The following is a 21,613-nucleotide window of genomic DNA, read 5'->3' as shown; positions in this document are numbered from 1 at the left end:
GTCCTGCCGAACCAGCCCCAGTTCCTAGAGATACCAAGAAAGCGTCACCCCGAGTTCTTGAGGCGAATTCACCTGCTTATAGTTCACCGTCTGCCCACCAATCGAAGAAGTTCGATCATAAATCACGTACTGAGAATTCAGAAGATTTCGGACATAAAAATCTATTCCCATATTCCAGGCATTCATAGCGTATTGAACAGACGCATCCCAATAGAATTGCTCAGGGGAATCCAGCGTATTTTCGGCATTCCCATAAGAGGTTCCCAAATAGCGAACGGTGCTAGTGGCCGTCCACTCGGAATTTACGTGATAGAGGTAATGAATCTTCCCCGTCCAATTGGGCGCAAAGGGAAATTCATTTCCAGAATAATCTTTACTTCCACTGACGAAGTCTTTAAAGCGCGTCTTCACATATCCAGCACCCACCGTGAACTGATGGCGAGACACGGGCTGCATCTGCAGTTCCACTTCTGCGCCATACACTTCCGAGGATGCGGCATTCACAACCTGGGTGTCGAAAATATCATTTGAAAGCTGGATCTGAACCTGTTGATCCTTCCAGTCTGTATAAAACACGTTCGAACTTAAGGTACCAAATGACTCACTCCACTTGTAAGACAGCTCATAGTTGCTGGTTTTTTCCGGGTCATACGAGTCGACTTTGGCGCGCTTGCGATTGATGCTTAAGCCTCCCGTGCGATAGCCCTCGGAATAAGAGCCGCTGTAGCTATGGGCGCCGTTGGTCACGGTGTAAGCGGCTTTGGGCAGCAGGATCGAATTGTCGTTCGTGTCTTCGTAACTTCCCGATACGCTGTTTAAGTAGTTATCGATAGCGGCGTTGACTCCACCGCCCAGATTCTGGGTTCGTTTCGCTGTGACTGTCGCGCCATACTTATTTTTAACATACTCGTAGCGCAATCCCAGATTTAAGGATTGGGTGGAAGTGAACTTCCAAAGATAGGAATCGAACAAGGCGAAAACCGTGCGATACTTTTCCGTTTCCTGAGTCGAGTCAACGGGCGTGTAAACGCCCGCAGAAACCGGATAAAGAATATTAAAATGAGCCCGGTCGTTCAGATAATAATCATGAGCGTGGAAGCCCAGAACATTTTTCACCGAGCCGCTTTGGTATTTCAGTAAGTTTTCAAAACTCACGAAACGGTCTTGGTGCTCTTCGGTTCTGACTCCGGCTGTGGGGTTGCGAGTTCCATCGGCATCACTGGTTTCATCGTTGTGGGCCAAAGAAAAAGCCACCACCGCCTCATTACGCCAAGACTCGTTGATTTGTTTTGAATATGTTAACGAGGTCTGCTGATTGGTGGTCTTGCTGTCAGAATCCACGTCTTCATCGACTTCATAGTCAAAGGGGTTGGAACTTTGCACATAGTTTCCCCCGGTTTCATTCTGAAAAAGTTTACTATTCCAACGCAAAAAGTCCGTGGCATTCAGATCGTAAACCAGATCCAGCGTCAGCGCCTTTTTGGATTTCTTCCCCCACTTGGAATTATTGGTCGCAAGATTCTTGATAAATCCATCGTCTTGATCATGATTGTATGAAATCCGACCTTTCAGAGCGCCTTCAAGCCACGCAGTATTTCCCAAAAGAGAAAGATTCAAACGATTGTAGCTGCCGTATCCCAAACGTCCCATCACTTCATTGTCTGCCGTGGGCTTATTATGAAACAACAAAATACTTCCGGCCAAAGAGTTCACTCCCTGAGTCGTAGACTGTGGTCCCCGGTAAAGTTCCAACTGGTCGGTGTCCCACAATTCAAAGCTTCCGGCTTTGATGGCCAAGTCGGTCTGAAACACGTTGTCGATCAGGACCGAAGACAAATTATCCTTCTGAAACCCCGTCACACCGGTATTGTTAATACCACGAATACTGAAGCTATCATCATTCTTGTTCACCGTGACATTCGGAGAAGCATTGATGACCTGCAAGGATTCCTTTTGCACCGGGGCATCGACTTCATTGCTTTTCAGAACGGAAATACTTTCAGCGCTTTCCTGATAAGTCTTGTTTTCCTTATGACCTTGAACTTGGATACTTTCAATCTGGCTTGGCTGAGACTCTTCTTGAGCCCGGCCCACAGTTGGAATTAATAGCAATATAAATACAATGCTCTTCATATGTTCACCTAAATGTAAGTCGTAAAATTAGGAACCGCTCGATGAATGGGAAAAACTTCTTTTTGCATTAAGTCGTTAATGATCTTCGCGGACCGCCACGCCATCAAACTGGTCTGCGGCTCAGAGATGCCATGACCGTGACGACTGAAATTCAAAGCGTAGATCTTATTTTTCTGAGACCCTTGCCAAGAAATTTGGAAGTTTTCATTCATCTGAAAGCGACCGTCCTGATCAAAATGAATCAGGTCATGCAAAGGTTCAATGATGGGGGGAATATTCACTCGGAACCCTGTGCTTAAAATGACCGTATCGGCACCCGTTGTCTCTTCCGTTTGATTGAAGCCGTTCTTAATGGTCAATTTAAAACGATCCGCCCACTTTTGCAGACCTGTCACCCGACGATACGGAAGAATCTGAATTTCACGAGGGTCTTTCCAGACATGCTTTAACTGATAAAGATCGCGATATAATGTCTCGAGGTACTCTGGTGTATTGCCATCGCTGGCAAGCTTTTGATGTTTTACGATGGGATCTTTCAAGGACTGATCCAGTTGTAAGAAGTCCCGCACATAAGACGGCGCAAAGTATTCATTCACAAAAGGTGAATTATCCAAGGGCTCAAGATTGGGGCGACTGGCAATCAGCTTAAGACTTTTCGGCGAACCCCATTTTCCCTGCAGGCAGTTGCGAAAAACCTCAAGCCCCGTCTGTCCGCCACCGACCACCACAACATCTTTGTTAGTGGCATCCAAAACTTTAAGGTAGCTGGACTTGGCGTGGAACACTTCGGGCCCCTCAAACTCTTTGGCAAAATCCGGCAGGTGCGGCGCTAGGCCCGTGCCAATACAGATATGATTGGCGGTGTAGGTATCCCCATTGATTTGTAAAATGAATTTTTCCCCGTCATAGCGCACGGATTGAATTTCGCTATTGAAGTGTAAATGCTCTGGCATTCTTTCACTGGCCCACTGACAGTACATCTCAAATTCGCGCCGTGTGATGGCCTTGCGGTTCGTATTGATAAAGGAATAGTACAGACCGTTTTGCACCAAATAGTTCATAAAGGAAAACGGATTGGTCGGATCGGCCCCGGTCACCAGATCTTTCAAATAAGATGTTTGCATTTCTGAATCGGCAAACATGATTTCCGAGTGCCAGTCAAAGCGGTGTTTGCGATCAAAGAAGGCGAATTTAATTCCCTCGGTCTTGTGCAAAAGGGCCGCGACGCTCAGATTGAAAAGTCCGATACCCAGACCAATTAAGTCATAATGTTTATTCATACACTCACCTTTTTCAAAGACCGGGCAATAGGATTTATCAAGTCATCGCCCAAGATAGGCAACGGTCGCTCTGCCGAATCTGCATACCCAATCTTAAATCGCACCTTGTTCACCAACACGCGGTGGAATTTTTCTTGTAACAGATCAATACTTTGAAAATCTGGAGCATTCGTCAGTGCCGCATTGTCTTGCCCATACTTTTGCAGACACTGACCCAACAGGGCGTAAAACTCGTCTTCCGGGTACATATCGCACTCTTGCAAGGTTTCTGAGATAAATCGTAAAACCGTGACTAAATGACCAGTCAAAAGATCATGAATCAAATAATGTTTCGGTAATCGCGTAAGATCAAATTCTGAAAGAACTTTGGAATCCTGACTGAGTCTAAGATCCCCTTGAAAGTCCTTTAAGAAAATTCCCGTGGGCGTGTGATTTTTCAAGCGCACAACCACGTTTTGACCGTGAGCTACAAGCCCAACACCGTAGCGAACTTGCAGGTGGTAAAGAGGAATGACGATGTTCTTAAAGTAGCAGGTCAGCCACTCGCTCATGCTTAAACCGGAACTCTGCACATAGGCACCCATTAATGACTGCCCGTTCTCATCAACATGAAACAAACTGCCAGCTAAAATGGCTTTTTCATCGTGACGCAGGTGAAACGCCGAACTTTGTCGCCAAAGCACACCTAAAAATTCGTGGTACCGATAAGGTGCCGCGGATACTTTCTGATAAAGAGGATGCGTGACCGAAAGACCTGCTTTTTCTTCTAGAACGCACACGGAAGCCAATTGCTCGTCGTCACGACAGAGTTTCGTCAGCGCGCGACTTAAGGCAGGACCTTGTCGCATATATTTTCCCGGAATTCCGCGAATGGCCGACGTATTGAGAATTGTAATCGGAAGCTTTACATCCAGCTTTTCGGGACGAGAAATGTTAGAGAACGTGCGCAGGCTGATTTGTGGCACGTAGTGATCACCCCAAAATCCCAGACACTGAATATGACCTGAGTGAAGAAATGAGGCGAATTGAATTTTTATGTAACGTTCCCACTGCCAAGGATGAACCGGCAGGAAAAAATATTTCGCTTCATCTACAGACTTTTTCGCAAGCTCTTTTTTGAAGTCCGACAGGTTCTGCATGCACTCTTTAAGAAGGTCTTCTTGCTGAAGGTCTTCATCCAATCCCGCCAGGCACAGAGTACGATCAACCGCCAGCCAGATGAACTGGATCGGCTTTTTAAACTCCGGTCCATAAAGCTCTTGATCTGCGGCACTCCATCCCATGCGCCCTTTATTCAGAAGAATTTTGGGGTGTCCCTGAAGAAAACTTTGCAGCTCTTCGCCGTTCATAGAGGTCAATTGGTGGGACGTGAAATGACGACTTCTCTGCAAAATATTGAGATCCGCATAAAGTGTGTTATGCATTTCCTCCAAAAAGTTAGCCAGGATGATATCGTCCATTCCGGTTTCTTTTTGTATATCGATAAAAAACTGACCCGCGTCTGGGACTCTTTGTCCGTTGCGCAAAATCGAGGACGCCTGCACCTTCAGATCCGTCCAGACACCGCGCCAGGCGGTAAAACTATAGTGCACACCCGATGACAGTTTCAATTCATAGGCACCGACCGTGGTTTCATCACGCTTATCCAATGCCCGCGGATTCAGAACCTGCTCATAGGTCAGTTCCTGCAGACTTTTTGCAATCATTCGCGAATTAATTGTGTTCCAGTCGGTCAAAGAAATCATAGATAGTTATTCCCAAAGAAAGCTTCGCGTTTACATTCTAACAAGGCCGCACGTTTGTGAGGAAAATCAAATTCTTTCAGTTTGCTCCAGGCTTTGAATGTCTCTAAATATTTTAGAACGTTCGTGTTATCAGAGCGCGGTTCGGCCATGATTCTTCGTGTGCGAGGCTCTTCAAGAAAAATATAGTGACAGACTGCTTTCAGAATAGCGTCGGTGTTTTTAAATCCTAAGACATCGATGTTCCCGATTAAGAAGTGAAAGCCGCGGTCAAAGGCCTCTGCTTCGTAATACGGTCCCAGACGATCTTCCTTCGTCCAATACATCTCAAAATAGCCAATCGGAGTTTCATCAAATTCTAAAATCACCGGAAACTGATGCGAATCCTGCAAGCCTTTTTGCAGATAATCACGCAACTCTTCTTTGGGTTTGTCCAATTCCCAAAATTTCAGAACGCGAGGCTGATGATGCCACTCGTGAAAAATATCCAGATCCTTTGCTATATCAGCGACACGGAAGCGCAAAACTTTATCAAGACCCGGGATGTATCTTTGATAAAGCGTTTGTCCTTCTTGTACAACGGGACGTACCGGGTGCGACACTTCTTTTGTTTGCATCCATTTTTCCGGAGTCACGCCCTGCATTCCGTTATGCACCCACAAAGGACGCAGTTGAAAGAAGTCCGTGCGCTGAACCGTGATGGGTTCTGCCGTCAGTCCCAGAAGCTGTTCTAACTCGGGATGTTTTTCAGAAAGCGAAATCTTCTGCCATCCGGGATTTAAACCAAAAAGCGCTTCTAAAATCGCCAAAGAGCCGGTCAAAGAAATGTTTTCATCCCAGGAAAGAACTTGGGACTGTTCTGATCCGTCTAGCTGAAAATGCCAGTTCTGAGTCCCGTTAGTAATAGTTCCTGTCGAACCAGCCAAAGAGACCTGGAAGTTTTCCTTCGTAGCACAAGCCTGGGTATTAAATAAAACTGTGGAATTCATAGAACAGACTCCCTGTAAATCGTCGCAAGAGGATTTTCGATCAGATTGTAAATGGCCAAAGGATTGGCCGCTGTGTTTTCATTCAAATTTTGCAAACTGCAGATAAAGTTTCCCTTTTGATAGATGCGCGGCTGCTTTAGAACGTAGTCAAGGAAACTTGAGTCTGGTAAAGAGGGGTTACTCATCCCCGTCAGAAATTCGCTCAGCATTCGCAGAAGATCTGCTTCACCAAGTCCTTGGGGATGTGCGAGCGCGGCAATGACATTCCAAGTGGAATTGATTAAAAGATAATAAGCGAAAAGAATATTTCCTTTGTTATCGAGAATATTGCCATTTTCGCGATTCAACGAAGCCACGTCCTGGCAGAAAAGTTGATAGCCGTGCTCGCTGTAGCCCGTTCCCTGACAATCGCGGAAAAAAGCTTTTATCGGCAGGCCTTTTTCTATTTGTAGTATTAGATTCTGTTGATGGGCTCCTAAAAGAACACCGTATTCAGATTGCGCGACGATAAAAGGTTTCATCGCCACCTGCAAATACGCCCGGAACCACTTTGTGCTGGCGTCCGGTAAAGAAAGTCCCTCGTCCGTGGCAAGCTTTACAACTTGTTGCCAAAGCAGCGTTTCCCCACCCAAAGGGTTGTCCTGCGCCAAGGTGGCGACGACGATGTTTTCGGAAACCTCACTGTTTTTTAGAAAAGGATTTTCCCGACACACGACAATGCTTTCTGAAATGATCCCGCCACTGGGGTCCTTCAAGGCGGCAAAGGCCGGTTCGAAGATGATTTCAAACTGCGGGTTTTCTTGGCGGAACTTTTTCCCTTGCGCGGTGTTCATCACATCATAAACCTGCAGTCCGCGCACAACCTCGACATCCGTCAGATGACGAATGGAGTTTGTCAGTTTCACAGTCAAAGAAAACTTCAGCATATAGGGGCTTGTTTCAGAGTAAACAGATCGCAAAGACGAGGTGGGATACCAGGAGCCCTGCGAAGAAAGACCTGCATCGACCAAAGCGCCAGATCTGATGTAATCCTGGACCACCGCGTTTTTTAAAAGATGTTGCGCCTGCCAGGGATGCACCGGCAACGGCAGCATTCCCGCAGGAAGGACACCGGCCTTTTCGGATTCAAAAAGAACCTGAGTCCACTGTGATATTTTAAAGGCCGAAGCTTTTTCCAAATGCAAAACTTCAGGCTTTACAAAGAACCAGCGCAAAGCAAAACAACCGCCCATCTCGGGGGAATAAAGCGCAAAGTCTTGATCATCAAAACCTTCGCGCATTTTTGGATAAGGATGAAAGTTATGACCGATCATCAAGCCTTGCTCGGCCCGAAGGAACGACACCGGCTGACTGTAAAGTTCAGTTATATCCGAAGACCGCTGTCGGAGTGAGGTCTCAATATTTTGCTGACTGTTTTGCAAACGACGCAGGAAGGTTTCCTTCTTTTCGGGAGGTTCATTCCAGTGCCCGCATAAAAGATCTAAAAGCAGATCGACCGCTTTAGCGAAGTTTATGGACTCTAACGAGTTGTTATTTTGTAAATAAAAGCTTCCCTGATATTCATGACGTCCCAGAAGAGATTTTTTAGTGAGTGGGATTAAAAGCCGCCCTCTTTCCCCCACCTCTACCGCGATGGACATCTCTTGATAAGAGTAGTTTTGATATTCTCGAAATAAAGAATTCAAAAAACAAGACTCCGTGTGCTTAAGGGCGAGAGATTTAAAGTCAGACATATTTCTCCTCGCGTTTTCTGTTTCTATAGAGCAACGCTATGCTGGCCATCATCAGAAAGGCAAAAAGAGTCATAACCCCTTCAACACTGAAGAACTTCATTTTGAATATGAATGAAGCCACTGCGCCCCCTAAAGCATAACCAATCGTATTGGCGGCAGCAGCCAGTCCGGCGCGACGCCCGAAATGTTCTTGCGCGCCCTTGGTCGCCATCAGCGCCAAATAACAAGGAGGTATTAAAGAGATTCCCACAGACAAAAAGGCCACGGCCAAACCTAATTGCAGCTGATTTTCCATATACTGCAATCCCAGACTGCCCAACAAAAGACTGCAAGCTCCTAAAACCATCGCTCCCTGCCAGGGGTTTTTAAAAAGAATTTTACCAAGAGCTTGAGTTGCCACAGCCAGAAGAGCACTTCCCAACAGAACCTGCGCCATGAGCTCACTGGAATCTGCGCTGCTCAGTTTGAAAGTTTCTTTCAAAAGCGACGCCAGCGAAAAATTCAATATACCGATGAAACTGGTGAAAAGAAGAGCCAGAATCACCACGTTTTGCACTTGCACAACATCAGACCACCAGCTCTTAAACAAGCCTTGCGGCAAAGCCGTCGCACGAGGTTTCGGGCTGTTCTTCACAACTGCAAGATTCATAAGAAAAAGTACCAGAGAGCAGAAGGCCGCCCCCTGAAGGACCGCCAACATATTTTCTCCGCCACCTAACAATAATACCAGAGGGCCGAACGCGCGCCCTATATTCAAACTCATCGAGTTGCTGAGCAAGGACTTTAAAGCCGCCTGGTCGGGATGAAGATCGATTTGCAGAGCTTGCGCTACGGGAACTATCGCCGACGCCGTCAATCCATAAAGCAAACGACTGCTCCACATCAGCAACTCATTCTGAAAAATCGATCCAGGAAACAACAACAGATATAAAATAAGCGCTGACGAAAAAAAGAGGCCTAACATTCCCACCGCCAGGATCTTCATTCGTCCCTGGTGATCACTCTGTGACGCCCAAAACGGACTGGACCACAAAAACAGAAAAGAACCCACGCTGAAACTAAGAATAACAGAGGAAACACTTAAGTTTCCCTTTTCCGCCAGCAACGGAATAAAAGTGAAGGTCATCATTTGCATGGCGCTAAAGGTGACACTGTTCAGATGTCCTAGCAGGCTTCTTAGATTCATAGTGAACCCTTACGCAGCCACTGCCAGAAAACGCGCAAAACAAAATAGACCGGTAACACTAAGAGCAAAACTAAGAGCGTGTTGAAATAGCCTTCAGTTAAAAAACTTCCGACCACGGCCACCACAGAAAACACCGCAATCACCGTCGGCACAAGATAGCGTCGCTGAAAGTTTGACCCCTTCCAGATTCTTAACGAGATGGTTCGCACACCTTTATCGGGTTCGCTTCGTTTACGACGACGATCCAGCCAAATATAAAGGCCAGTCACTGGCAAAAACAAAGAAATCACGGAAAGAAGAAACCACACAATTTTTAAAATCAACCCACCATAATTGCCAAAATGCAGGGGCTCGGACAGCATCGCCGCTTTCAAGTACCAGGGCAATGAGCGCACCTCACTCAGCTGGCCTGACACCGCATCCACGACGGCGAGTTCAACCAAGCGTTCTGTCCAAGCAGTACTTCCGTGCATCAGTACCAGAAAATGTCCTGGAGGAGAAAACTGCGAATCCGGAAATGCCAAATAATCAAAACTGGCTCCCGGCAAAGCCTTGTGGGCTTCTGCAAGCACTTGATCCAGTGAGGCATAAGGAGGCGCGGGCGCTTGCGGATACTGTCTTGTTAACTTTTGCAATTCACTATATTGAAAGACTTTTATTAAAGTTGAAGAGACTCCCAGAAGAAGCCCCGTCAAAGCGATCATCAGCCCCCAGGCAAAAACACTGGTTCCCAGAAGACGATGCCAGTCACTGCTAAAGGTTCGAGGCGTTCCTTGGCGAACCTCTCCAAAGTAAGTTTTCTTAGCAAAATTACCGTAAATAAAAAAACCTGAGATTAAAACGAAGGCGTAGAGCAAACCCACAAGGCCCACATAGATTTTGCCGTTGGAACCTAAGAGCAGTTCTCGATGCAGTCGTAGAATAAAGTCCATGAAGGAACTGGGCTTCTTCGGTGCTGCGACCTCTTCGCCTGTATGAATATTAAAATAAATACGGCGAGATTCGCGAAAAAGCTTGGAGCCATTCAATCCCAGCCGCAGTTGCGCGATTTCAGGATGGTCTTCTTCCAAATTGAAAGCCAAAGGACGATCCGATGGATAGCGCTTCAGAATATTTTGCACATGAACATTTAGTTCCGGCAAAACTTCGGCTTCAACATGCTTTCCTTGTGCGACGGTTCCCTCTATTTCATCTTTGAAAAGAAGAATAGCTCCTGTGGTTATGAAGACAAAAAGATGAAGGGCGACGAACAGGCCGACGTAGATATGAAGCTTATAAAAGAATTTAAAAAAGCGATTTTTCACGACCAACCTGCGAATGGGAATCAATTCGGATCAGCGTTTCTAACATGATGAAAAAAGTGGAACAAGAGAGTTCACCTGAAGCGCTTTCTCTGAAAACGTAAAGAGAACTTGTTGCAAACGTAATGAGAGCACCTCGGAGTTCAGCCTCTACCGGCGCCTGGATGGCGCGAACCGAGCGACAGCCGGGCGGTGGCTGAGGCAGGAGGCCGTGCTGAACGGAGCACCGATAAAGTATTTCCTCCGCACCAAATCCCCTGCGCTACAACCAGACCCGTGGATCAGTTTCTACTTCACACGACCCGTTACTTGAAGGTGAAGACCGACTTTATCAGAAGAACAAAGCTTACCAGCATCGGCGACAGGAACGTACACCGCCACGCGACCGTGAAGGTATTTGTAGGCGTTAAAAGAAAGAAGATTATCCAAGAAGGCTTTACCAACCGCGCACGTCGACGAACCTGTCGTTGCGTAAGCATTGGACTGAACCAGCTTTGCTGTCCAAGCAGCATTGTCCGCCAAAAGAAGAGAACTGTAGCTGCACGTCGCGCCGTCTTCGACAAAAGTGGCTTTCAACAGGATATTATCCAAAGAATAGTCGGCAGAAGCCGTGGTGAACTGAATGTTCTTGGCTGCAATCTCTTCGGGCGTTGCCACTTGCGTATTTCCATCGTCGCAGACATAAGCCGTGAACTTCGCCAACCATCTTTCACCTTCTAGAACCAAGTCTTTGTTTTCTTGTGCGTGCGCTTGTGCGAAAGCGAAAGTAGTCAATAAAACCAATGCCATTTTTTTCATTTGATCTCCTTGTTGTTTTTATATCGACATCGCGATTACTAAAAACAAACCGATTCAAGGGTCAATAAATATCGCTTTCATTGTCTTTGAGTTTTCATTTACATGAACTCGTTCATTTATTGAAAACCTATTGATAAGACAATGAAAGAACACCTACCCCTTCTTCGGAATCTCCAAAGTCGAAACAAATTTGCGACGAAACGAAAATATCTTTTCAACGTCTTTGCGGACAAGCTTTCCGGCAACAAGCCATCCTAAGTACCCCATAGGTAATCGATAGCGAACCCGGTCGATCATTAAAGTTCCGCCACAGAACGGACGAAATTCGTGCGTGTGATGCCACAGTCGATAAGGACCTGAAAGTTGGTTGTCGACAAAGCGATGAGGTGGCTGCCATTCATCAATCTCGGTCTTCCATCCCACCGGCACGCCGTGAATTTTCAGCTTATAATCAATCAGTGTGCCCTGCTGAATTTCGGGAGTGGAAATCTTCACGATGTGAAAATTCAATGTCGGCGGAGTGATTCGTTCCAGATTGTAAGCATCCTGAAAGAAATGAAAAACTTTTTCCGGAGGTGCAGAAAGAAATTGTTCTGCGTAAAAAACATCCTCACCATTTTTATAGGGTTCACAGATTTGCTCTAGCGCCGCTTCCACAGTTCGATACTTAAATTGATAACCTAAGCCCTCGCTCTTTTGCGTAGAACCTCGCATAGACGACAACATAACCGTCGCCACCTCGCCAAAGAGAATCTTCAATGCGGATTCGGGAATCGCCGGCCCCAAACCTTTACCCAACTTTTCAGCAAGTACTCTGGAAAAATCCCGATTGGTAACTGGCTTGGGCGCCACACCGTTCAAAGCCCCTTGCACCTGCGAATTCTCTAACGCAAAAACGAAAAGGCCAACGATGTCGTCCAGATGAATCCAACTCATGTAATGAGAGCCGGCCCCCAAAACGCCCCCTAAACCGGCCCGGAACGGAAACATCATTTGTTCTAACGCTCCTCCCTGTTGAGACAACACAATGCCAGTGCGAATAAAGGCTTTTCTTCCGGGCGCTTTTTGTGCTTCGTTTTCCCAAGCTACCGTCACGCGAGCCAAGAAGTCTGTGCCGGGAGCATGATCTTCCTGCAAGGATTCATCACCGCAACTGCCATAGTAACCAATCGCCGAACTGGAAATAAAAGCACTCACCGACTCGGGAACACTTTGAATAAGATGACGAGTCCCTTGAACACGAGAATTATAAATTTTCTTCTTTTTCTCTTCAGACCAGCGCCCCTCGACAACGGCTTCGCCCATCAAGTTGATCACCGCATCGACATTGAGTTTTGGGTCCTGCACAGGACCGTCCATCAAGTCACCCACCACAACTTCGCATGGAAACGGCAACGTCTCGCGCGCTTTGGCCAGACTGCGGCTGATCACGACGATCTCGTGTCCCTTCTGCGCCAGGACTTTTCCAAGTTCTTTCCCGATAAGCCCTGTGGCTCCTGTTATTAAAATTCTCATTACGTCCTACTTTCTAAGAGCTTTTGCATAAGCCTGCAGACAACGACCTCGCGCTTCCGCGTGATCAATCATGGGTTCAGGATAAGCACTCGTCCCAATCTCTGGCACCCATTTCTTAATATATTCCCCGTCAGGATCAAACTTCTTTGCTTGCGCTTCCGGATTAAAGATTCGAAAGTAAGGAGCCGCATCGCAACCCGTGCCGGCGGCCCACTGCCAGTTTCCGTTGTTTGCGGCCAAATCATAATCCAGAAGTTTTTTGGCGAAATATCTTTCACCTTCGTACCAATAAATTAAAAGATGCTTACACAGAAAGCTGGCGGTCACCATTCGCACTCGGTTGTGCATATAGCCAGTGGCATTCAATTCCCGCATTCCAGCATCCACCAAGGGATAACCTGTTTTTCCTTCACACCAACGGGTAAAGTCGGCCTTGGATTTACGCCAAAGGATGCGATCATACTCCGGCCGGAAACTTTGTTTTTCCACCAGCGGATAGTGCCACAGGATCTGCATAAAAAAATCCCGCCAGATAAGTTCGCTCAACCACACCTCGGAATGCTTTCGGGCTTCGCGCGCCAACTCGCGAATACTGACCGTGCCAAATCGCAGATGCAGCCCCAGATGACTGGTCCCATGTTCCAACGCAGGAAAGTCTCGGGTATTTGCATACTGTTGGATGACTTTCGTAGACACCTTTGCCGACGGAAAATCTTGTTCCTTCCGTTCAAATCCCAAATTTTCTAAGGAAAGCATGTCCTCGATCATTGCGGTTTTCGCAAAAGCACCTTCATATTGACTATTAGGATAAGACTGCAAGTAAAAGGCATTCAACTTCGAAAGCACTTTTCTTTTGTAAGGCGTAAAAACAGTGTAAGGTTTGCCACTGTCGGTAAGAATCTCATCTTTTTCAAACAATGTCTGATCTTTAAAAGTCTTGAATTCGATCTTCTGCTGCGCGGCCCATTGGGACACTTTTTCGTCTCTTTCACGTGCGTAGGGCTCATAGTCATGATTTGTATAGATGGCCCGTACATCCTTTTCTTGTATAAGTTTTCTCAAGATGTCTAAGGGTTTTCCATGACGCACTAAAAGATCTGAACCGAGGTGATTCAGCTCTTTTTTAAGATTCATCACAGTTTGATGAATAAAAGTCACACGCGCGTCACGGCGGTCTTCGATTTTGTCCAAGATCTCGGTGTCGAAGATAAACAGTGGAAGAACATGCCCCTTCTCTTTAAGGGCCGCATAAAGTCCCGCGTTATCCTGAAGTCGTAAGTCACGGCGGAACCAGAAGATTGTCACATTTGCCATAATAAAAGTTTAATATTTCCGTAAGTTAAGGTAAATTTTGATTCCATGGACGACAAAAAGTCTGACAAAAAACAAACTAAGAATCTCGATAAGATTAAGTCTTCGATGTTTTCCCGTAGTTTGTCCTTAGCCAAGCTCACCATTCAAGCTGGCGCGTCCTTAGCCCAACATGGTGTCACATCTGCCTTAAAATCGAAAGAGGATAAAGAAGAGAATTGGAAAAAGCTTTTACAGAATCAAGCCTCCTTAATAAGTTCTGAACTCGGCGAACTCAAAGGAAGTTTGATGAAGGCCGGGCAAATGTTGTCCATGTACGGAGAACATTTCCTTCCTCCAGAAGCCAATCAACTTCTACGCTCCTTGCAGTCTGACTCCATTCCGCTTACTTGGGAGGCTATTGAGCCCACCTTAAAAAAACATCTTTCCGCTGAAAAGCTTGCCGCATTGGAAATCGAGAAGGAAGCTTTAGCTTCAGCCTCTATGGGGCAGGTCCATCGCGCTCGGGTGAAGGCCACCGGCGAAAGCATTGTCTTAAAGATTCAGTACCCCAATGTCGACAAAGCCATCGACAGTGACTTGCGCGCGATCCGAACTCTTTTAGGTACACTCAAACTTCTGCCCAAAGACTTCGATCTCAATCCTCTTTTTGCGGAAGTTCGCGAAATGCTGGTGCAAGAAACAAATTACGAAATTGAAGCCCAGCTCACTGAAGAATTTTACGAAAGATTGAAGAATGATTCGCGCTATGTCGTACCCAAGGTTTTACGCGAATTCTCGGGCCCTAAAATTCTGGCAACAACCTTTGAACGCGGCATCCGGGTCGATGACCCTCTGATTCAAAGCCTTCCCCAAGAACGCCGAAACAAGTTGGCACTTAACTTCCTGGATCTCTATTTCCGCGAGATCTTCGAATGGGGGGTCGTGCAGACTGATCCGCACAGTGGCAACTATCGAATCCGCCTTAATCCACAAGGACATGATCAATTGATTCTTTTGGATTTCGGCGCGACACGATCTTATGATGCCGCCTTTTTAACGCCTTATCGTCGCATGGTGAAAGGCTCTCTTTTGAATGATCGTCCGCTTTTTCAGGAAGCGGCTTTGGATCTTCGTTTTATCCAGGAAGGCGATGCGGAAGAATTAAAAAAACTTTTTGAAGAGTTCTGCTTCGAAACTGTTGAACCCTTTATCACTGCGGAAGATCCTCGCAATCAGTTTGGGCGCGTCGATAAAGAGGGTCTTTATGACTGGAAGAATACGGATCTTCCCCAGCGTCTTTCCAAAAAAGCGTTTCAGATCATTCGGCATTTTTCTTGGCGGACGCCGCCTAAAGAAATGATTTTCCTGGATCGAAAAACCGGCGGCGTCTTTATTTTTCTTTCTATCATTCGCGCCAAGATTCGCGGACGCGACCTTTTATTAAAATATATCGAAAGGATTTCTTAAGTGAGGCTGCGTCTTCTGCTTATTTTCTTATTCCTTCCCGTCTTGAGTTTCGCCGCACCCACCGCTGGTTTTGATGTGGACTTTAAACAGATTTCCGCCGTGCCTTTAACCCCCGCCAAAGGCATTCCTTTTGCGAATCTCAAAGGCAAAGTCGTCCTTGTGGATTTTTGGGCCTCTTGGTGCACACCCTGTAAAGACGCTCTTCCCCACTACAACCGCCTTTACAATACGTACAAAAACAAAGGCCTGGTGGTCATTGCCGTCAATGAAGACGACGACATGAAAGAGCGTGATGCCTTCTTAAAGACGCAGTCCTTTGATTTTTATATTTATCAAGATAAAGACAGAAAAATGCTGGGCGAGTTTAAAGTGCAGGCCTTACCCACTCTTTTTATCTTTGATAAAAACCTTAAACCCGTGACCTTCTATCGTGGGTTTGGTCCTGACAAAACAGCCCTGCTAGAGAAAACTCTTCAGGATCTTTTAAAATAAAAAGTGGCGGTTTTTAGCCGCCACTTTTTTTAAACTCAGATCCATAGATTTTTTATCTCTGACTCAGCTTCATTTCCGCCGGCGCCAGCCAGATATCGATGATATCCCCTTGCTTCACTTTGCCTTTTTCCGTGTACCAGAACTTGGCTCTTTCGCGAGCTTCCGCGTGACGGCCGATAGGTCGAACCACACCCTTTTCATAGTTCAACGAAATCTTAGTGATCTTTGCCGACAGTTTCACAACTTCTTCTTTTTGCGAAACCCCGTCACCATTGGCATCATTCCAAAGCACCAGTTTTTTAAATTCCTTGTCTTTTTTATCGATGAAGCCATCTTTGTTCGTATCAAATTTCTTCAACACCTCAAAGCCGTTGACCTGATCCGCATTGTCACCAAAAAGCTCGTTGCGTTGATCGATCATGCCGGAACCATCACGGTCCAAGGCCACGAACCAACCCGGAGATTTTGCCTCGGGCCACATGGTTTTACCAAAGGGATTCAACGGGAAGTCGCTGATCGCATCGAATTTAGGTCTTTGCTCGTCCCAGAAAACCATCAACGGAGACCAGTATCCTCCGCAGAATCCCGTTTGCCCTGGAAAGGCGACGTTGATGTCGATGTTGGACTTATCAGAAGAAACGGAGATCCCCCCGAAGGAGGCTGACAAGGGGCCAGATTTTCCCATGTAAGCACCGCAAGGATAAGTCGGCTGACTTGAAGAGTAGCCATAAGATCCGTAAACGGCTGTGCCCGTACAACTTGTCACTTCCTGATTGAAGGAATAACTTTTTAGATAAACCGGGCCTTTACCACTTTCCGTGATATTTCCTTCGTCATCCACCGAGACACTTGTCGGAATCGGCGTTTTCAAGATCACACTGTTACCAAAGATACCAGCGGAACCGCCACCGGGAATCGAATACTTGTCGGCATCCATGGGTGTAACGCTGACGTTACCGGATAACCCCGCAGCGGTAACCAGCATTGCCGGGTAGTCCACTTTAATTTCGTATTCTTTTCCACCCATCACCAGAATAAAGCTGGCTTTAATGATGGAACTTGGCGCCAGAGGATTTCCCACTCCACGAAGATTTGTGCCGAAGCAAGAGTTGTTCACCTTGACCATGACTTCGGTTTTTCCAGAGCGAGTCACAAGACCCGACGCCGGAGCGGATACTACCGATTCTCCTGACGTCGCCGAGTTGACTGACATCGGAAAATCTTTATCAGCCGCTAAGGATGGAATACCCCAAAACACGAGCGCCCCTAATGCGACACTGTTTTTTATAGACGTTCTCATACATTCCCCCTGAGACCTTTAAAGACCTGCGGTCTTTGTCGGGTCCTTTTTATCCATTTTCTTAACCTTAAAATAAATCATGCGTTTTAAGACAGAGTCCCGACGAAGCTGAAACTCTTCCACCCCGTCTGCCATCAGATACGGAGACGACCACTGCCCATTTTCATAGATGGACTTATAAAGATTTGCCGGCGTTCCCGCATAGCGCAGATCCTCGTGGGCCTCTAAATAATATCGGACCAGACGAACCGCCCGCATACGAATCAACGACTGACCCCCGCCAATCGAAGGTGCCGCTCGTAAAAATTCATCCACCGTCGCCAAAGTTTTTCCCGACTCAGGCTCGGTCGTATCAATCAAGCCTTTGATGGTCGCATCAATCTTCAGCGCGTTGCCGTCGACGTAGCCGATATAAATCGGACTGCGTGGGGCGATTTTCATATCGACCGATCCATCCGGATTGATGGGTCGCAAACGCGCGGGTGTATCTAACATAAGCGCGCGCCCATTTTTCCAGAAACTCTCTCTCTGCTTTTCCACCCACTTATTTCGATTCAATGATGAAAAAGAAAGAGTCGCGGATTTGTTAAAGTCTGCAGGAGCCGCACCAATATCGTAAGCCGCAACCGGATCATAATTCATCAAGGGACCCGCGCCGAGATCCTGCAGAAGAATAAACAACTCGGTCCGTCCCTTGAGGTTCAAAGTGATATTTCTTTCAAGGGCCTCTTTATTACCTAAAAGATTTGCGGGCACGTCCGGATAATAATCGAAAAAGGACAAACCCTTGTCATCCTTCACGGTCAAATTATTATAAGAAGGCTCTACCGCATTGAGATCGGAAAAAACCACCCGCTCGGCCAAATTCGTATCGATGGATTCTTCCAGTTTCGTTTGCAGCTTGACCTGCTCTTTGGTCACCATCAACTGCGTCGCTAGGACTGCCGTCGTCAGGATGGCAACCACACCAATACCAATGGCAATTTCTATGGCTGTGAAGCCTTTTTTATTCATCAGCATCATTTTGCACTCACCACGAAAACATAGTCCCGATAAGGATCGGTCCAGGATTTATGGGTCATTCTTAAGGTGACCTTGTAAAGGCCACGAAATTCTTCATAAGGCTGAATCGTATAACCATAGGTGCCGGCACATTCCTTACAGTCTTCGCGCCTTGCCACACGACCGCTGTCCCAGGCCATCGGCAACTTATCCAACGCCAAAACTCCAGAGGTGCCCTCTTCATAGTTGAAATTAACCTGATAATTTTCCACACCGGCTTTGATATTTTCCGCAATATCATTGATCTGTTTATCAGACGACGACAGTTGCACCGTCTGCGCTGTTGTTTTTCGCAACTGGGCCATGCCACCGACAAAAGCGGTTCCGACGATTGTGAGAAGAGCAAACCCCACCAGCGCTTCAACCAATGTCTGACCTTTGTTATTCCATGTTTTCATTATAAGCCTCCGTCGCGCGATTGCTCTGCCACAAAGAAACGGACCAAGCGACGCTTACATGTTGTATTTGATGCTCCCGAGATCAGACCACAATCGGGGTCTACGGCGGTCCACTGGAATGGATCGGCCTTCGCGCGCAGACTGATGGTATTGCAAGACATGCGATCCGCCACACCCTGAACCGAAGGGATCGGATGCCAGATCGGATCTACCCGTTTATTACAGTCGACCCCAGAAAGGGATTTTAAAATTCCCGCAGCCCGCAATTCTTTCGTCGCCTGCGGATGATAAATAGAGCTCCAAGTAATCCCTGCACGAAGGGCGTCAGGATGTAATTTCAATTTACCAACGATGAACGAACCAATAATACGAAGAGGTTTTGAACGAGCCTCAATCTCAAGCTCATCACAAGCATAAAAACCTGTCACAAAATCAGACGTGGAATCGATCAAACACTTGCCGACAATAGAACGAACCTGAAAAGTCGCCGTGCTTCTTGTCGAATTGACAATCTCTAAAGAAGGAAGTCCCGGATCTTTGCCGACCTCATCGCCGCCAGCGAAGTTCCAGGAAGTTCGCGTGCTGGTCGCAAAACTTGTATTCCATCCAGCGCCGCCAAAGGATTGAGAGGACTGCGCATTGCGGGCATTTTCACAATCTTCCGCAAGTTTCGCCCAATCCGTTGCGCCTTCATTCAGGCTTTCCGCCGTACTCGCGGGAGTCCGAGAGACTGCATTCGGAGGATTCAAATTATTTGTTGTCCCATCAAATGAGAAATTCAAATATCCCAAAAGATTTTCATTGGCAGGATTGACGATGGGATTACTTCTCCAATAAGTCCCGTCATAGGCTTGAACACCCACCACAGGTGCGATCTTTGTACCATCCTTGCCGATAAGACTTCCGGCATTCTTCACGCGAATTTGCAGATCCAACTTATCGTAAGAAACAAAACCCCAGTAAGACGTCACTTTATCCGTTTCGATTTCGATGATCGGCGGGTTGGCCACAAGGTATTCATAGTTGGTCACCGCACTGCGCGCCGTTTCTACCTGATAGTTGGCGTTTTCGACCGTCTTTTGTTGATCCACCAATTGCGTGTTTAAACTGGTGATAATCTTTTTGGTTTCTGAAATCTGCGCCTCGTAATCCGCGATTTTCACAGGATCCTGATAATCTCCTTTAGGATCGCCCGCCTTCTTCACAGGCTTCGCTTCTTCTTCTGCGAGCTTGGTTTCTAAAGACGTAAGTTTTGCGCGAGCGGCATCGAGATCATCCTCAATTTTGCCATAAGCCGCCACGGCACTATCACGCGCTGATTCTTTAGCAGAAACCGCCGCCTTCAAACTATTATAATAAGTCGTCGATCCGACTTGGGCCTTTAAAGTTAAAGTGGCTTCCCGAGGCATTTGCGCCTCGACCCACTTGTCACCAATATCCACCCGCACTTTTACCAGAGCGTCGTTGTAGGTTTTGCCTGAGTCCAAATTCGCTGTGCCTGAGCCCCAGTTGTCTTTGTTCACGGTCAATGAATCTGTCTGTCTGCTAAAGTAGTTCCCGTTAGATAAGAACAAACGATAGTCAAAATTGTTATTATTCGATGAATTTAAAGTGACTCCCAGCTTCGACTGATACATATATTCACGGCTGGATTGTTTTTTTGTCAGCTCAATACACTGACTCATCAAATCACTCTTCGGAACTGTTCCGGTCAGAATGCGGGCGAAGTATTGTAAGCCCAAATCCAGACCACCGTCATTTTCAATCCCTTTAAGGAAGCCACCGAAAGTTCGCGCATCCGCCCAATACCGGTCCGTCATACCGCCGGAAGTGCGTGGCATAAAGTTAGAGCCTTTCGACTTCACCCAACCGTTGCCAAGATAAACACGGTCCGCAAAGGTCACTGGCGAATATTGAATGGCGGCAGGATCCGTTTCGTCCGTGCCGTTATCGACCGCGATGTGAATATTTCTGTTAACAAAAACCGGACTTAAGAAGACCAACCCCTGGCTATTGCCTAATTCCGCACGATTGTTAAACTTATGAATCGACAGATCCCCTTTGTCCATTTGTGCGTCCCACGTCGAATCTAAATGAAGATCGTTAGGGACCAACAACGCAAAAGACCCGACTTCACGGGGGTAAATCACAATCTGCGAGCTGATCATCAGTTTTTTGCTGCCAATAGTAATAGGCTCGGCCTGATCTCGATGTGTTTTTAACGACACCGAAATCGTCGCATACACTTCACGACCGGAACGCGGCAAGAAAGGACTGTCGTCGCGCGTGATTTTCACGCCGATCCCGTCGATAGACACGGGCTTGCCATCAGCACCACGAACCATTTTCAAACTTTGCAAAACCGGAAATAAGGGATGGTTTGTCGAAGCCGCATTCACGCGAATGTAGCGGTCGATTTTTTCAAGACGAATATTGTTGGTATCGACTTCACCAACACTTTGACCGTTGGCCACCAATTGACGAATGAAATTTTCCTGCTCTACGGACATAATCAGCCGTTCGACACTTCCCGTATTCGTCAAAGTGCACTTTTCGGTGGGTTCGTTTAAGAGCATGTCATCGTTGGAAAAGCAGTATTTCTGGCGCACACCAAAAATCACATAATCCATCGCACTATTCAGCGCAAAACGAACATTGACCAAGTTCGCAGTTTTCGTGACTTGCTCTTTTTGGCCAATCACAAAGTTCGTGAGAAAGTAAAAGGAGGTACTCATCACGGCGGTGGCAGCCAAAATTTGCAACAAAACGTTACCTGCGGAGTTACGTACCAAATTTCGCATAATGTTTCCTAACGTTTCCTTAGCGTACTTATCGGACTTTATTAGGAAAAACTTATGTTAAGCGCGGAGACATAACGAGATTTTAATGCGGGAAACGTTCCGACTTGAGACAGAAACAGATTT

Annotated in this window: 16 protein-coding genes; 2 read left to right on the top strand and 14 right to left on the bottom strand. The window is 46.7% G+C overall.

Annotated features, from left to right (window positions below; all coding sequences use genetic code 11):
• Positions 1-24 precede the first annotated feature (24 nt).
• The 10 genes from OM95_RS02695 to OM95_RS02650 form a co-directional block, all read right to left on the bottom strand.
• Complete coding sequence (locus OM95_RS02695; protein WP_041870025.1) at positions 25-2,133, bottom strand: TonB-dependent receptor; 2,109 nt, start codon at positions 2,131-2,133, stop codon at positions 25-27.
• An 8-nt stretch (positions 2,134-2,141) separates the two neighbouring features.
• The gene (locus OM95_RS02690; RefSeq protein WP_041870023.1) at positions 2,142-3,413 is read right to left on the bottom strand and encodes a SidA/IucD/PvdA family monooxygenase; all 1,272 of its coding nucleotides are present in this window, start codon (positions 3,411-3,413) and stop codon (positions 2,142-2,144) included.
• Positions 3,410-5,158: an IucA/IucC family protein gene (locus OM95_RS02685; RefSeq protein ID WP_041870021.1), complete on the bottom strand. Its 1,749-nt coding sequence runs from the start codon at positions 5,156-5,158 to the stop codon at positions 3,410-3,412. Before OM95_RS02685 ends, OM95_RS02690 begins: the two co-directional genes overlap by 4 nt.
• Positions 5,155-6,144: a GNAT family N-acetyltransferase gene (locus OM95_RS02680; RefSeq protein ID WP_041870020.1), complete on the bottom strand. Its 990-nt coding sequence runs from the start codon at positions 6,142-6,144 to the stop codon at positions 5,155-5,157. Before OM95_RS02680 ends, OM95_RS02685 begins: the two co-directional genes overlap by 4 nt.
• The gene (locus tag OM95_RS02675) at positions 6,141-7,829 is read right to left on the bottom strand and encodes an IucA/IucC family protein (protein WP_291515477.1); all 1,689 of its coding nucleotides are present in this window, start codon (positions 7,827-7,829) and stop codon (positions 6,141-6,143) included. Before OM95_RS02675 ends, OM95_RS02680 begins: the two co-directional genes overlap by 4 nt.
• A 40-nt stretch (positions 7,830-7,869) precedes the next feature.
• Positions 7,870-9,063 (bottom strand): MFS transporter, encoded by a 1,194-nt coding sequence (locus OM95_RS02670; RefSeq protein ID WP_041870018.1) that lies wholly within the window; start codon positions 9,061-9,063, stop codon positions 7,870-7,872.
• Positions 9,060-10,367 (bottom strand): PepSY-associated TM helix domain-containing protein, encoded by a 1,308-nt coding sequence (locus tag OM95_RS02665; RefSeq protein WP_041870016.1) that lies wholly within the window; start codon positions 10,365-10,367, stop codon positions 9,060-9,062. The genes OM95_RS02670 and OM95_RS02665 overlap by 4 nt, the downstream gene beginning before the upstream one ends.
• A gap of 285 nt (positions 10,368-10,652) precedes the next feature.
• Entirely contained in the window at positions 10,653-11,162 is a 510-nt protein-coding gene (locus OM95_RS02660) for a hypothetical protein (protein WP_041870014.1), read from the bottom strand.
• A 153-nt stretch (positions 11,163-11,315) separates the two neighbouring features.
• Complete coding sequence (locus tag OM95_RS02655) at positions 11,316-12,677, bottom strand: TIGR01777 family oxidoreductase (RefSeq protein WP_041870012.1); 1,362 nt, start codon at positions 12,675-12,677, stop codon at positions 11,316-11,318.
• Positions 12,678-12,683: 6 nt separating this feature from the next.
• Complete coding sequence (locus tag OM95_RS02650; protein ID WP_041870010.1) at positions 12,684-13,991, bottom strand: deoxyribodipyrimidine photo-lyase; 1,308 nt, start codon at positions 13,989-13,991, stop codon at positions 12,684-12,686.
• A 45-nt stretch (positions 13,992-14,036) separates the two neighbouring features.
• Here OM95_RS02650 and OM95_RS02645 point away from each other — a divergent pair, with 45 nt between their 5' ends.
• Complete coding sequence (locus OM95_RS02645; RefSeq protein WP_041870009.1) at positions 14,037-15,437, top strand: AarF/ABC1/UbiB kinase family protein; 1,401 nt, start codon at positions 14,037-14,039, stop codon at positions 15,435-15,437.
• A complete protein-coding gene (locus OM95_RS02640) occupies positions 15,438-15,929 on the top strand; it encodes a TlpA disulfide reductase family protein (RefSeq protein ID WP_291515476.1) in 492 nt (163 codons plus the stop codon). It abuts the gene before it with no gap.
• A 52-nt stretch (positions 15,930-15,981) separates the two neighbouring features.
• Here OM95_RS02640 and OM95_RS02635 read toward each other — a convergent pair whose 3' ends face one another.
• Genes OM95_RS02635 through OM95_RS02620 form a run of 4 tightly spaced genes read right to left on the bottom strand, consistent with a single transcriptional unit; the run spans position 15,982 to position 21,490 of the window.
• Positions 15,982-17,229, bottom strand: a complete 1,248-nt coding sequence (locus tag OM95_RS02635; RefSeq protein WP_041870007.1) for an EF-hand domain-containing protein — start codon at positions 17,227-17,229, stop codon at positions 15,982-15,984.
• An 18-nt stretch (positions 17,230-17,247) separates the two neighbouring features.
• The gene (locus tag OM95_RS02630) at positions 17,248-18,252 is read right to left on the bottom strand and encodes a type II secretion system protein (RefSeq protein WP_041870005.1); all 1,005 of its coding nucleotides are present in this window, start codon (positions 18,250-18,252) and stop codon (positions 17,248-17,250) included.
• On the bottom strand, positions 18,249-18,689 hold the full coding sequence (locus OM95_RS02625; RefSeq protein WP_041870003.1) for a prepilin-type N-terminal cleavage/methylation domain-containing protein: 441 nt from the start codon (positions 18,687-18,689) through the stop codon (positions 18,249-18,251). Before OM95_RS02625 ends, OM95_RS02630 begins: the two co-directional genes overlap by 4 nt.
• Positions 18,689-21,490 (bottom strand): hypothetical protein, encoded by a 2,802-nt coding sequence (locus OM95_RS02620; RefSeq protein WP_041870001.1) that lies wholly within the window; start codon positions 21,488-21,490, stop codon positions 18,689-18,691. Before OM95_RS02620 ends, OM95_RS02625 begins: the two co-directional genes overlap by 1 nt.
• Positions 21,491-21,613 lie beyond the last annotated feature (123 nt).

The organism is Bdellovibrio sp. ArHS (genome assembly GCF_000786105.1).
Classification (GTDB): Bacteria; Bdellovibrionota; Bdellovibrionia; order Bdellovibrionales; family Bdellovibrionaceae; genus Bdellovibrio.
The sequence above is the reverse complement of the archived record's forward strand: the minus strand, read 5'-3'. Positions and strand labels throughout refer to the sequence as shown.

Excerpts from the sequence above, each read along its gene's own strand:
- OM95_RS02690 (WP_041870023.1), bottom strand. The coding sequence starts at position 3,413 with ATGAATAAACATTATGACTTAATTGGTCTGGGTATCGGACTTTTCAAT.
- OM95_RS02655 (WP_041870012.1), bottom strand. The coding sequence starts at position 12,677 with ATGAGAATTTTAATAACAGGAGCCACAGGGCTTATCGGGAAAGAACTT.
- OM95_RS02645 (WP_041870009.1), top strand. The coding sequence starts at position 14,037 with ATGGACGACAAAAAGTCTGACAAAAAACAAACTAAGAATCTCGATAAG.
- OM95_RS02630 (WP_041870005.1), bottom strand. The coding sequence starts at position 18,252 with ATGATGCTGATGAATAAAAAAGGCTTCACAGCCATAGAAATTGCCATT.
- OM95_RS02660 (WP_041870014.1), bottom strand. The coding sequence starts at position 11,162 with ATGAAAAAAATGGCATTGGTTTTATTGACTACTTTCGCTTTCGCACAA.
- OM95_RS02680 (WP_041870020.1), bottom strand. The coding sequence starts at position 6,144 with ATGAATTCCACAGTTTTATTTAATACCCAGGCTTGTGCTACGAAGGAA.
- OM95_RS02620 (WP_041870001.1), bottom strand. The coding sequence starts at position 21,490 with ATGCGAAATTTGGTACGTAACTCCGCAGGTAACGTTTTGTTGCAAATT.
- OM95_RS02695 (WP_041870025.1), bottom strand. The coding sequence starts at position 2,133 with ATGAAGAGCATTGTATTTATATTGCTATTAATTCCAACTGTGGGCCGG.
- OM95_RS02635 (WP_041870007.1), bottom strand. The coding sequence starts at position 17,229 with ATGAGAACGTCTATAAAAAACAGTGTCGCATTAGGGGCGCTCGTGTTT.
- OM95_RS02650 (WP_041870010.1), bottom strand. The coding sequence starts at position 13,991 with ATGGCAAATGTGACAATCTTCTGGTTCCGCCGTGACTTACGACTTCAG.
- OM95_RS02670 (WP_041870018.1), bottom strand. The coding sequence starts at position 9,063 with ATGAATCTAAGAAGCCTGCTAGGACATCTGAACAGTGTCACCTTTAGC.
- OM95_RS02625 (WP_041870003.1), bottom strand. The coding sequence starts at position 18,689 with ATGAAAACATGGAATAACAAAGGTCAGACATTGGTTGAAGCGCTGGTG.
- OM95_RS02685 (WP_041870021.1), bottom strand. The coding sequence starts at position 5,158 with ATGATTTCTTTGACCGACTGGAACACAATTAATTCGCGAATGATTGCA.